Origin of the sequence: Pseudoalteromonas aliena SW19 (assembly GCF_014905615.1) — a bacterium.
Lineage (GTDB): Bacteria > Pseudomonadota > Gammaproteobacteria > Enterobacterales > Alteromonadaceae > Pseudoalteromonas > Pseudoalteromonas aliena.
Map to the genome: position 1 here is coordinate 259,746 of NZ_AQGU01000028.1, position 12,029 is coordinate 271,774.

The window sequence follows — 12,029 nt, forward strand, 5'->3', positions numbered from 1 at the left end:
GATTAGATATATAATTTTTTGCTGGTCTATTTTAGCGCAATTACATCAATAACAACAGCATTGTCCTTCCCCCTCTTAATTGAAGTAGTTAAATCATGATGTTTTTCAAGCAATAAATATTGAATTATCGCTGTATATTATTCATTGTCACCTAATATATACAGGCTTTCAGCTGAGATATTAAAGTATTGCGCTATTTTAAGTGCGAAAAATTAATGTAATTTTAAACTGTTCCATGAAAGACCATAATTAAGTCTGTAGGTCTCTGGTGATTGTTTTTATGTTTTTTGAAATTAGCTAATTTGTTTTTAGAGTCATTCCCAAAGTTGATAAATATTTCAGTGCATATTCATTTCGAAATGATTTTATTACTAATAATGAGTTTTTTTAACTTCACAATGCTTTTAAAGCTAACAGTCGCTATGATAAGAATATTATTTGCACGTTTTAAAGGACGATCATGAAAACCTTACTTAAAATTATTGGTGTAATACTATTACTATGTATTGCATTAATTGTTGCTGCACCTTTTTTAATTCCTACCGATACCATTTTTAATAAAGTATCTGAACAGGTAGAACAAACTACTGGGCGCACTCTTACTATTAAAGGTGATAAAACTCTCAGTGTGTTTCCTGCCCTAAAGTTAGAACTTAACGATGTGCATTTTGCAAATATGGAATCAGGTTCGCGCGCCGACATGGCGAGTATGAAACAGCTTGCTGTACATATACCTTGGTTTTCATTATTTGGTGGTGAGTTTAAATTAGATAAGTTTGTTATAAACGAACCAAATATCCTATTAGAAACCGACAAAAATGGTAAAGCTAATTGGCAGTTGTTTGATGCAGTTGCAGAGCAACCTAAAGAGCAAAGTCAATCAGGTGAAGCGATAAAGCTTCCAGATAACTTTGATATTGAGCTTGGTGAGGTTGCTATTTATGGTGGCACCTTTACTTACCTAGATGGTCAAACAGGTGCTAAGCAACAAATTAGCGATTTAGAACTCGCTATTTTACTTCCTTCACTTCGTAAAACATTAGAAGTAAAAGGGGGTATTACTTATATGCAGGAGCGCTTTGAGCTTGATATAAAACTAGATACTCCTGCTAAAGCAATTGAAGGTGCAACTTTTAATGTTGAACAAAGTTTAGATTCTCGTTTAGTTGATTTAACGTTCAAAGGAAGTATAGCTAAGCAAGGGCAAGATATTAAAGGTCAGCTAGCACTGGGCGGTGAGTCTGTTAAAAGTATTGCGAAATGGCAAGGTGTAGAGTTAGACGCTAAAGACAATGCTTTTAACGCATTTAGTGTAAACGGTAAAATGCACCTAGTAGGTGAGAAATTTAATCTAGAAGATTTAGTCGCGACGTTAGACGCATTGGAAATAAAAGGTAAGAGCGAGCTCAATCTAGGCAAACGTTTAGCTATAAATGCTGATATTGATTTAGGTATGCTTGATTTAAACCCGTACCTACCTGAAGCAGTAGCAAAACAAGAAGAGCCAGTAGAGCAAAATGATAAACCTGCAGAACCAATAGTATGGGATGACAGTAAAATTGATTTAAGTGCATTAAATTCACTAGATGCGGATGTAGTTATTCGTTCAAGTGGATTAAAAGCCAACGATATTAAGCTCGATGCTAATCAATTTACTGTCGCCTTAAAAAATAGCATTGCAAAACTAAGTCTAGATAGCTTTTCTGCTTATGAGGGGTCAGGTAAAGGCGTTATCAATATAAACGTACAACAAGTACCTTATAAAATATCAACTAATTTTGACTTAGCAGATATAGATGCACAGCCTTTATTAACGGATGCGACAGGTTTTGACAAACTGATGGGTAAGGGGTCTTTAAATTGGAACCTAAATACAACAGGTCAAAGTCAAAAATCATTTATTGGTGCGCTCAACGGAAAGCTTGGATTTGAGTTTGCTGACGGAGCTGTAAAAGGTGCGAATATAGCTGAGATGGTTCGTAAAGGTAAGGAACTTATTTCAGGCAACTTTGGTGCTGCATCGGAAGGGCTTGATAGCGGATTTGAAGAATCAGAGCAAACAGATTTCTCAGCATTATCGGGTAGCTTTAACTTTACCAACGGCGTTGGCAGAAATACTGATCTATCACTAATTAGCCCGTTAATTAGAATATCTGGTGAAGGTGATGTTAATTTACCTAAAACAACAGTAAATTATCGCTTAGTAACCGGCATTGTTAGCTCAATCGAAGGACAAGGTACTACCGACGACAGTACTGGGTTTAAAATACCACTTCGAATAAAAGGGCCTTTTCACGATGTAGGCATAAAGCTTGATGTAAGTAATGTGCTTAAGGATGAAGCCAAACAAAAAGTCGATGAAGCAAAAGAAAAAGCTAAAAAGAAGGCGAAAGAAAAAATTAAAGATAAATTAAAAGGTTTATTTGGTTAATTTACTCTGATTTAAACAAACAAGGCACCTTAGAGGTGTCTTGTTTGTTTTGTAACCATCTGTAAAATAGTTACATAGCCGTAATTGCTCAAGTTTAATTATCTCCCACTCTAAATTAATTAAAAAATAACCTATCGCTACTCCTTCAATGCTGGTACAATTGCCCGCCCTTAAGAGACAACTCGTTTGTTTTTGAGTGGGATTTAATCGAAATGTCTTGATTTTAAACAAATTTAAGACACGTTGTAATTACTACACCGGAGGTCATTAACATGATCCAAATGCAAACTCAGCTGGAAGTTGCTGATAACAGCGGCGCTCGCAAAGTGCAGTGTATAAAAGTCCTTGGTGGTTCACACCGTCGCTACGCAGCGATTGGCGACATCATTAAAGTTTCTGTTAAAGAAGCTATTCCTCGCGGTAAAGTGAAGAAAGGTGATGTTAAAAACGCGGTAGTTGTGCGTACCAGAAAAGGTGTTCGCCGTCCAGATGGTTCTTTGATCCGTTTTGACAGCAACGCTGCTGTTATCTTAAATGATAACTTACAGCCAATTGGTACACGTATTTTCGGCCCTGTGACTCGCGAACTTCGTAATGATAAGTTCATGAAAATCGTTTCACTAGCCCCAGAAGTACTGTAAGGAGCCAATCATGGCAGCAAAAATACGTCGTGATGACGAAGTAATCGTACTAGCAGGTAAAGACAAAGGTAAGCGCGGAAAAGTGCTTTCAGTTGTTACTGAATCTGGTCGAATCTTTGTCGAAGGCATAAACTTGATCAAGAAACACCAAAAGCCGGTTCCACAATTGAACCAAGCTGGCGGTATTGTTGAGAAAGAAGCATCTATGGATGCATCAAACGTTGCGATCTTCAACTCGGAAACGAGTAAAGCAGATCGTGTAGGTTTCAAGATTGAAGATGGTAAGAAATTACGTATCTTTAAATCTACTGGTAAAACTATCTAATAGTTGGAGTAGAATGATGGCGAAACTGCATGAAGTATACAAAGACAAAGTAGTAACTGAACTTCAAGAGAAGTTTGGCTTCAGCTCTGTCATGCAAGTCCCTCAGATCGAAAAGATCACATTGAATATGGGCGTGGGCGAAGCCCTAGCTGACAAGAAGATTTTAGATCACGCAGTAGCGGATTTAGCAGCAATCTCTGGTCAGAAACCTTTAATCACTAAAGCACGCAAATCTGTTGCTGGCTTTAAAGTGCGTGAAGGCTACCCGATTGGTTGTAAAGTAACCCTACGCGGCGAGCGTATGTGGGACTTTTTTGAGCGTTTGGTATCAATCGCTATCCCACGTATTCGTGACTTCCGTGGCGTAAGTGCTAAGTCTTTTGATGGACGTGGTAACTACAGCATGGGCGTACGTGAACAAATCATCTTCCCAGAAATCGATTACGATAAAGTAGACCGTGTACGCGGTATGGATATTACTATCACTACTTCTGCGAAATCTGATGAGGAAGGCCGTGCGTTGTTAGAAGCGTTTAACTTCCCATTTAAGAAATAAGGGTAGGGTTATGGCAAAGAATTCTATGAAAGCGCGCGAAGCTAAGCGCACAAAACTAGTTGCTCAATTCGCTGAAAAGCGTACAGCACTAAAAGCTATCATCGCAGATGTTAATTCATCTGAAGATGATCGTTGGGACGCGGTTCTTAAGCTACAAGCTTTACCTCGTGATTCTAGCCCTGTACGTCAACGTAATCGTTGTAACATTACGGGCCGCCCACATGGTTACCTTCGCAAATTCGGCATGAGCCGTATTAAAGTTCGCGAAGCAGCTATGCGCGGTGAAATTCCTGGCCTTAAAAAGGCTAGCTGGTAATAGAATCATGGGAGTAAGACTATGAGCTTGCAAGATCCTATCGCGGATTTGTTTACACGTATCCGTAACGGTCAATCAGCGAAGAAAGTATCTGTAACGATGCCAACTTCAAAGCTGAAAGTAGCATTAGCTAAAGTACTAAAAGACGAAGGTTATATCGTAGACTTCACAGTTGACGGTGAAGTTAAACCTGAGCTTTCTATCGAGTTGAAGTACTTCGAAGGCAAAGCTGTAATTGAAAATATCCAGCGTGTAAGTCGCCCTGGTTTACGTATCTATAAGAAACGTGACCAATTACCTAAGGTAATGGGTGGTCTTGGTATCGCTATCGTATCAACTTCTAAAGGCCTAATGACAGACCGCACAGCACGTAGTGCTGGTGTTGGTGGTGAAATCATTGGTTTTGTAGCTTAATCGGAGGGGAACTATGTCTCGCATAGCAAAGGCACCAATTACTGTTCCTGCCGGTGTAGAAGTTACATTAAAAGGCCAGGAAATCACAGTTAAAGGCAAAAACGGTGAACTTACTCGTACTATCAACAACGCTGTTGAAGTACAAGTTAACGACAACGTTATTACTACTTTACCTCGTGATGGCGTAGCTAATGCATGGGCTCAAGCAGGTACTGCTCGTGCTCTAATCAACAACATGGTTGTTGGTACGCATGTAGGTTACGAGAAGAAACTTCAGTTAGTAGGCGTGGGTTACCGTGCTGCAGCTAAGGGTAAAACATTAGATTTAACTCTTGGCTTCTCACACCCAGTTAATTTCGCAGTTCCTGAAGGAATTACGATTGAAACTCCAAGCCAAACAGAAGTTCTAGTTAAGGGCGTAGATAAGCAGTTAGTTGGTCAAACAGCTGCTAACATTCGTGCATACCGTAAACCTGAGCCTTATAAAGGTAAGGGTGTTCGTTATTCAGATGAGAATGTACGCCGTAAAGAGGCTAAGAAGAAGTAAGGTAAGACGATGGATAAAAAAACAGCTCGTCTACGTCGTGCTAAACGCACTCGTAGAAATTATATTGAACAAGGCACAACGCGTCTTGTTATCCACCGCACGCCACGTCACATCTACGCTCAAGTTGTAAATGCTGAGGGTAATGTACTGGCTGCTGCTTCTACTGTTGAAAAGGCTATTAGCGAAACAGTTAAAGGCACCGGTAACGTTGAAGCTGCGCAAGCAGTTGGCAAAGCGGTTGCTGAACGTGCGGCTGACAAAGGCATCGAAAAGATTGCTTTTGATCGCAGTGGCTTTAAATATCACGGCCGTGTGAAGGCGCTAGCTGATGCTGCGCGTGAAGCCGGTTTGCAATTCTAGGAGTAGACAATGGCTAACGTAGAAGCAAAGCAACAACAGCCTGATCTAGCTGAAAAGCTAATCGCGGTAAACCGTGTGTCTAAAGTAGTTAAAGGTGGTCGTATCTTTAGCTTTACTGCACTAACTGTAGTTGGTGACGGCGCAGGTAAAGTAGGTTTTGGTTATGGTAAAGCACGTGAAGTTCCAGCTGCTATTCAAAAAGCAATGGAAAAAGCACGTCGCAACATGATCAATGTAGACCTAAATGGCAATACATTACAGCATCCTGTTAAGGGACGTCATGCTGGCTCACTAGTGTTCATGAAACCAGCCTCTGAAGGTACTGGTATCATCGCAGGTGGCGCTATGCGTGCAGTACTAGAAGTGACTGGTGTTCAGAACGTACTTTCTAAATGTTACGGTTCTACTAACCCAATCAACGTAGTACGTGCAACGATTTCGGCTCTTGAGAATATGAATTCTCCACAGTCAATCGCTGCAAAACGTGGCCTTCGCGTAGACGAAATACTGGGGTAACCATGGCAAATCAAACTGTAAAAGTAACACAAGTAAAAAGCTCTATCGGTCGTTTACCGAAACATAAAGCTACATTACGCGGTCTTGGTTTACGTCGTATCAACCACACTGTTGAGTTAGAAGACACAGCATGTGTACGTGGTATGATAAACAAGGTTTCTTACATGGTTAAGGTAGAGGGTTAATTTCATGCATTTGAATACACTTTCACCTGCTGCAGGTTCAAAAACTGCTCCAAAACGTGTTGGTCGTGGTATCGGTTCTGGTCTAGGTAAGACTGGTGGTCGTGGTCACAAAGGTCAAAAGTCACGTTCTGGCGGTAAAGTACGCGTTGGTTTTGAAGGCGGTCAAATGCCTATGCAACGTCGTCTACCTAAATTTGGTTTCACTTCTCGCAAATCTTTAGTATCTGCAGAAATAAACCTTTTTGAAATCGCTAAAGTAGAAGGCGATGTGGTAGACCTAAGCGCGTTACAAGCAGCTGGTCTAGTTAAAAAGAACGTTCTTTTCGTTAAAGTTGTTAAATCTGGCGAAGTTTCACGCGCTGTTACCGTTAAAGGCCTTAAAGCCTCTAAAGGTGCACGCGAAGCTATTGAAGCTGCCGGAGGCAAGGTAGAAGACTAAGGAAGTACTAATGGCTAAACCAGGTCAAGATACACAAAGTGCACAAAGTGGACTTTCGGAATTGAAGCGCCGATTACTCTTCGTATTGGGTGCTATCATAATTTACCGTCTAGGTTCATTTGTGCCGATCCCTGGGATTGACGCCGCTGTACTTGCCGATTTCTTCGAGCAACAAAAGGGCACCATTGTTGAAATGTTCAACATGTTCAGTGGTGGTGCACTTGAGCGAGCTTCAGTGTTAGCACTGGGTATTATGCCGTATATCTCGGCTTCGATTATTACGCAACTATTAACGCATATGTATCCTCCGTTTATAGAGCTTAAGAAAGAAGGTGAGCAAGGGCGTAAAAAAATTAGCCAGTACACACGCTATGGCACGCTTGTGCTAGCTACTATTCAATCAATCGGTATTGCTTCTAGCTTACCGGGCATGATGGAGGGGTTAGTTGTTAACCCTGGTATGGGTTTCTATTTCACCGCTGTGGTGAGTTTAGTAACTGGTACTATGTTCCTTATGTGGTTGGGTGAACAAATAACAGAACGCGGTATCGGTAACGGTATCTCAGTTCTAATATTTGTTGGTATTGTAGCTAACTTGCCGTCTGCTATTGGTTCGACAGTCGAAATGGCGCGCCAAGGTGATTTGAATGTTTTTGTACTGTTGATGGTTGCGGTAATTGTATTCGCTGTTACTTATCTTGTAGTGTTTTTTGAACGTGGACAACGTCGTATTGTTGTAAACTACGCTAAACGCCAACAAGGTCGTCAAGTATTTGCTGCTCAAAGCACGCATTTACCACTAAAAGTAAACATGGCGGGTGTTATTCCACCAATCTTCGCTAGCAGTATAATTCTGTTCCCTGGTACAATTGCTAGCTGGTTCGGCCAAGGTGAAGGTCCGGTCGCTGATGTATTACAAGCTGTTGCTACTACGTTGACCCCAGGTCAACCGTTGTACTCACTTGTTTTAGCTGCGGCTATAATCTTCTTCTGCTTTTTCTACACAGCGTTGGTGTTTAACCCACGTGAAACAGCAGATAACCTTAAGAAATCTGGCGCATTTATCCCAGGTATTCGTCCAGGTGAGCAGACATCTAAATACATTGATAAAGTGATGACACGCCTGACATTGGCAGGTGCTTTGTATATAACCTTTATCTGTCTGGTGCCCGAATTCATGACTATGGCATGGCAAACGCCATTCTATTTCGGCGGTACATCAATTTTGATTATCGTTGTTGTAATCATGGACTTTATGGCACAAGTACAGACTCACCTGATGTCTCATCAGTATGATTCTGTGCTGAAAAAAGCGAACCTTAAAGGCTACGGTCGATAAGGTCAGTTTACGGAGTTGAGCAATGAAAGTACGTGCTTCCGTTAAGAAAATATGCCGTAACTGTAAAGTTATTAAACGTGCTGGTGTAGTACGCGTAATTTGCAGTGAGCCTAAGCATAAGCAAAGGCAAGGCTAAGTAAACAGTCGTGCAGGCTGAGTTTTTCTCGGCCTGTGTTTTTAGTAGTAATTTGGTCTTCGTTTGAGTATCCTTACGGGCTTTTCAAACTTATGATTACCAAATTCGAATATAGGAGATGTGTTAGTGGCCCGTATTGCTGGCATTAACGTCCCTGATCATAAACATGCAGTTATTGGTTTAACAGCTATTTATGGCATAGGTAAGACTCGCTCTAAGGCTATCTTAGAAGCGACTGGTATCGCCGAGACCACAAAAATCGGTGAACTTTCAGACGAAATTCTTGACGTACTGCGTGATGCAGTTGGCAAGTACACTGTTGAAGGTGATCTTCGTCGTGAAGTTACTTTAAATATCAAGCGCCTTATGGATCTTGGTTGCTATCGTGGCCTACGTCACCGTCGCTCTTTACCACTACGTGGTCAAAGAACTAAGACTAACGCGCGCACCCGTAAGGGTCCTCGTAAGCCTATTAAGCGATAAGGGGATAGTATTATGGCTAAGACACCAATTCGTCGTAAAAAGGTTAAAAAACAAGTTGCTGATGGTATGGCTCATGTTCATGCGTCTTTCAACAACACTATTGTAACGATTACCGACCGTCAAGGTAATGCACTATCATGGGCTACTGCCGGTGGTTCAGGTTTCCGTGGTTCACGTAAATCTACACCATTTGCTGCTCAGGTTGCTGCAGAGCGTGCAGGTACTGCTGCTCAAGAATACGGTTTAAAAAATCTAGAAGTTTTCATCAAAGGTCCAGGTCCAGGTCGTGAATCTGCTGTACGTGCTTTGAATGCTGCTGGTTACCGTATTACCAACATTACTGACGTGACGCCAATACCACATAATGGTTGTCGTCCACCGAAGAAACGTCGCGTTTAACAATAGGTTAGGAGAAATAACATGGCAAGATATTTGGGCCCTAAGCTCAAGCTGAGTCGTCGTGAAGGTACTGACCTGTTCCTTAAGAGCGGCGTAAGAGCTATCGACTCTAAGTGTAAACTTGAGACTGCACCTGGTCAGCACGGCGCTCGTAAAGGTCGCTTATCTGATTACGGTTTACAATTACGTGAAAAGCAAAAAGTACGTCGTATCTACGGTGTATTAGAAAAGCAATTCCGTAACTATTACAAAGAAGCTGCTCGCCTTAAAGGCAATACAGGTGAAAACTTGTTACAGCTATTAGAGCAACGTTTAGACAATGTTGTATATCGCATGGGTTTTGCTAGCACACGTGCTGAAGCACGTCAGTTAGTAAGCCATAAAGCGATTTTAGTTAATGGTCGTGTTGTGAATATTCCTTCATACGTAATTACTCCAGAAGATACTGTTGTAATCCGTGAGAAGTCTAAAACACAAGCACGTATCATCGCTGCTCTAGAGTTGGCTGAGCAACGTGAAAAGCCGACTTGGGTTGAAGTTGACGGTAAGAAACTGGAAGGCAGCTTTAAGCGTCTACCTGAGCGTTCAGATTTGTCTGCGGACATCAATGAACAACTAATCGTCGAACTTTACTCTAAGTAAAGTTAAGAGTTAAGAGAGGATAAAATGCAGGGTTCTGTAACAGAATTTCTAAAACCAAGGTTAGTCGACATCGACGCTATCAACCCAACGCGTTCTAAAATAGTTTTAGAACCATTAGAGCGTGGCTTCGGTCATACTCTGGGTAATGCCTTACGCCGTATATTGCTTTCATCTATGCCTGGATGTGCAGTAACTGAAGTTGAAATCGACGGTGTATTGCATGAGTACAGCGCGAAAGAAGGCGTACAAGAAGACATCATTGAAATACTATTAAACCTAAAAGGTTTAGCAGTAACGTTAGAAGGCAAAGATGAAGTTTTTCTGACCCTGACTAAATCTGGTGTAGGTCCTGTTACTGCGTCTGATATTCAGCACGATGGCGATGTAACAATTGCTAATCCAGATCACGTTATTTGTAATTTAACAACAAATAACAGCGAGATCAGCATGCGAATTCGTGTTGAACGTGGTCGTGGTTATGTGCCGGCATCTAGTCGTTTATCCTCTGATGACGATGAGCGTCCAATTGGTAGATTGTTGCTTGATGCATCATTTAGTCCAGTTGAACGTATTGCGTACTCGGTTGAATCAGCCCGTGTTGAGCAACGTACAGATTTAGACAAGTTAATCATTGATATGGAAACAAACGGCACTTTAGATCCAGAAGAAGCGATCCGCCGTGCGTCTACTATCTTAGCTGAGCAATTAGATGCATTCGTAGATTTACGTGATGTAACTGAGCCAGAAGAGAAAGAAGAGAAGCCAGAATTCGATCCTATTCTACTTCGTCCAGTTGATGATCTTGAGCTAACAGTACGCTCAGCAAACTGCTTGAAAGCCGAGCAAATTCAATATATCGGTGATTTAGTTCAGCGCACTGAAGTTGAGCTTCTTAAAACGCCTAATCTAGGTAAGAAGTCTCTAACTGAAATTAAAGACGTGCTAGCTTCACGTGGTCTTTCTCTGGGCATGCGCCTAGAAAATTGGCCACCTGCAAGTTTAGCTGAATAATCTAAATCACTATATTAGTTTAGTTAGAAGGATAGGGTCATGCGCCATCGTAAGAGTGGTCGTCAATTAAACCGTAACAGTAGCCATCGTAAAGCGATGTTTAGCAATATGGCAGGTTCTTTGGTGAAACATGAAATCATCAAAACTACTTTGCCTAAAGCGAAAGAGTTACGTCGTGTAATTGAACCTTTAATCACACTGGCTAAGACTGACAGTGTAGCAAATCGCCGTTTAGCGTTTGCTCGCACGCGTGATAAAGAAGTTGTTGGTAAATTATTCAGTGAAATCGGTCCTCGTAACGCGGATCGTCCAGGTGGTTACACTCGTATTCTTAAGTGTGGCTTCCGTACTGGTGATAATGCACCAATGGCTTATATTGAACTAGTTGGTCGCCCAGCGACTAGCGAAGCAGTTCAAGAAGACGCACAGTCTGCAGAGTAAGTCTTAAAGAAACCTAAAAGCCGAGCAATGCTCGGCTTTTTCTTGTCTAAAATTTATTAAGTCCCCCCAACAGAATATTTCTTCCTAAAGTTCCTACTTTATAAGCTTATGTGGATTCATTTAAAACTTTTATCAGCGATATCTTTCATCAAGAGTGGTTTATTAACTAACCTGAGCTTTGGTTAAGATATTAACTAATATATTAAATCATAATGATATTTTAATTTACTTTTCGCTAGCCAGAGATTTTCAGTGAAAACAAGGCGAATTTACGCATCAATAGCGGGGCTATTGTTAGTAAATTCAATGTAGTAAGGGCTAAAAATAGCTGCTTGAGATAGATTTATTATCTAGAGTTCAGGTTAACTATCCTAATAGCTCTTTTAAATTCAAGATGGCTAATTGAATTGGCTTCATAATAAATAAATGAGTAAACATTAAAATTTAGCTGATATTTAACATCTTATACTTTCTATTAAGCCTCAACGGCCACAGACTTAAATAGTTCCATTTTTTAACCGTACTAAATTTACGTAAAACATAGCAAGTCAATTCAGGAATGGTCTTTGTATTTGCCTTATCTAATTGTTACTCCTTATAAAGGAGCAATTTGAATTTTGTGTAGCGGTATAGATCATTTATTAATGAATAGGATTCGAATGGATCCCATTTCGAAAGGGTGATCATGGCTTTTAATACTCGTTTTTACATTAACTAGCTATATAAACTAGTAAAGACATACTGTTTAGTGTTGTTTTTGACCGTTTAGCTCAAATACTCAGCGAACAGCACATTATTTCAAGTTTTCTTCAAAAAAGGGTTGATCTGTTTTCGGATCTCCCTATAAT

General features: G+C 40.7%; 18 protein-coding genes. All 18 read left to right on the forward strand.

The genetic code is table 11. The features are described from left to right. The first annotated feature begins 460 nt into the window (after positions 1-460). The 18 genes from PALI_RS16385 to rplQ all read left to right on the forward strand — a co-directional run bounded on the left by PALI_RS16385 (position 461) and on the right by rplQ (position 11,181). On the forward strand, positions 461-2,431 hold the full coding sequence (locus PALI_RS16385; protein ID WP_193156509.1) for an AsmA family protein: 1,971 nt from the start codon (positions 461-463) through the stop codon (positions 2,429-2,431). A gap of 272 nt (positions 2,432-2,703) precedes the next feature. Continuing rightward, positions 2,704-3,072, forward strand: coding sequence for a 50S ribosomal protein L14 (gene rplN, locus PALI_RS16390; RefSeq protein WP_002959498.1), 369 nt, complete (start codon positions 2,704-2,706; stop codon positions 3,070-3,072). 10 nt (positions 3,073-3,082) lie between these two features. Then, on the forward strand, positions 3,083-3,397 hold the full coding sequence (rplX, locus tag PALI_RS16395) for a 50S ribosomal protein L24 (RefSeq protein ID WP_002959496.1): 315 nt from the start codon (positions 3,083-3,085) through the stop codon (positions 3,395-3,397). A 16-nt stretch (positions 3,398-3,413) separates the two neighbouring features. Further along, positions 3,414-3,953, forward strand: coding sequence for a 50S ribosomal protein L5 (gene rplE / locus PALI_RS16400; RefSeq protein WP_077536307.1), 540 nt, complete (start codon positions 3,414-3,416; stop codon positions 3,951-3,953). A gap of 10 nt (positions 3,954-3,963) precedes the next feature. Then, positions 3,964-4,269, forward strand: a complete 306-nt coding sequence (rpsN, locus tag PALI_RS16405) for a 30S ribosomal protein S14 (RefSeq protein WP_077536305.1) — start codon at positions 3,964-3,966, stop codon at positions 4,267-4,269. A gap of 21 nt (positions 4,270-4,290) precedes the next feature. Continuing rightward, positions 4,291-4,683 (forward strand): 30S ribosomal protein S8, encoded by a 393-nt coding sequence (gene rpsH, locus PALI_RS16410; RefSeq protein WP_077536303.1) that lies wholly within the window; start codon positions 4,291-4,293, stop codon positions 4,681-4,683. Between the two features lie 13 nt (positions 4,684-4,696). Beyond that, positions 4,697-5,230: a 50S ribosomal protein L6 gene (rplF, locus tag PALI_RS16415; protein WP_077536301.1), complete on the forward strand. Its 534-nt coding sequence runs from the start codon at positions 4,697-4,699 to the stop codon at positions 5,228-5,230. 9 nt (positions 5,231-5,239) lie between these two features. Continuing rightward, a complete protein-coding gene (gene rplR / locus PALI_RS16420; RefSeq protein WP_002959486.1) occupies positions 5,240-5,590 on the forward strand; it encodes a 50S ribosomal protein L18 in 351 nt (116 codons plus the stop codon). Positions 5,591-5,599: 9 nt separating this feature from the next. Then, positions 5,600-6,106, forward strand: a complete 507-nt coding sequence (gene rpsE / locus PALI_RS16425; RefSeq protein ID WP_002959485.1) for a 30S ribosomal protein S5 — start codon at positions 5,600-5,602, stop codon at positions 6,104-6,106. A 2-nt stretch (positions 6,107-6,108) separates the two neighbouring features. Then, positions 6,109-6,291 (forward strand): 50S ribosomal protein L30, encoded by a 183-nt coding sequence (gene rpmD, locus PALI_RS16430; RefSeq protein WP_002959482.1) that lies wholly within the window; start codon positions 6,109-6,111, stop codon positions 6,289-6,291. 4 nt (positions 6,292-6,295) lie between these two features. Then, complete coding sequence (rplO, locus tag PALI_RS16435) at positions 6,296-6,730, forward strand: 50S ribosomal protein L15 (RefSeq protein ID WP_002959480.1); 435 nt, start codon at positions 6,296-6,298, stop codon at positions 6,728-6,730. Between the two features lie 10 nt (positions 6,731-6,740). Continuing rightward, positions 6,741-8,069 (forward strand): preprotein translocase subunit SecY, encoded by a 1,329-nt coding sequence (secY, locus tag PALI_RS16440; RefSeq protein WP_138586020.1) that lies wholly within the window; start codon positions 6,741-6,743, stop codon positions 8,067-8,069. 22 nt (positions 8,070-8,091) lie between these two features. After that, a complete protein-coding gene (rpmJ, locus tag PALI_RS16445; RefSeq protein ID WP_002959476.1) occupies positions 8,092-8,205 on the forward strand; it encodes a 50S ribosomal protein L36 in 114 nt (37 codons plus the stop codon). A 126-nt stretch (positions 8,206-8,331) separates the two neighbouring features. Beyond that, complete coding sequence (gene rpsM / locus PALI_RS16450; protein WP_002959473.1) at positions 8,332-8,688, forward strand: 30S ribosomal protein S13; 357 nt, start codon at positions 8,332-8,334, stop codon at positions 8,686-8,688. Positions 8,689-8,700: 12 nt separating this feature from the next. Continuing rightward, positions 8,701-9,087 carry a 30S ribosomal protein S11 gene (gene rpsK, locus PALI_RS16455; protein ID WP_002959471.1) on the forward strand — a complete coding sequence of 129 codons (387 nt, stop codon included), beginning with the start codon at positions 8,701-8,703 and terminating at the stop codon, positions 9,085-9,087. A 21-nt stretch (positions 9,088-9,108) separates the two neighbouring features. Next, positions 9,109-9,729, forward strand: a complete 621-nt coding sequence (rpsD, locus tag PALI_RS16460) for a 30S ribosomal protein S4 (protein WP_002959461.1) — start codon at positions 9,109-9,111, stop codon at positions 9,727-9,729. Between the two features lie 24 nt (positions 9,730-9,753). Beyond that, the gene (locus PALI_RS16465) at positions 9,754-10,740 is read left to right on the forward strand and encodes a DNA-directed RNA polymerase subunit alpha (RefSeq protein ID WP_008168100.1); all 987 of its coding nucleotides are present in this window, start codon (positions 9,754-9,756) and stop codon (positions 10,738-10,740) included. Between the two features lie 39 nt (positions 10,741-10,779). Continuing rightward, entirely contained in the window at positions 10,780-11,181 is a 402-nt protein-coding gene (gene rplQ, locus PALI_RS16470; protein WP_008168098.1) for a 50S ribosomal protein L17, read from the forward strand. Positions 11,182-12,029 lie beyond the last annotated feature (848 nt).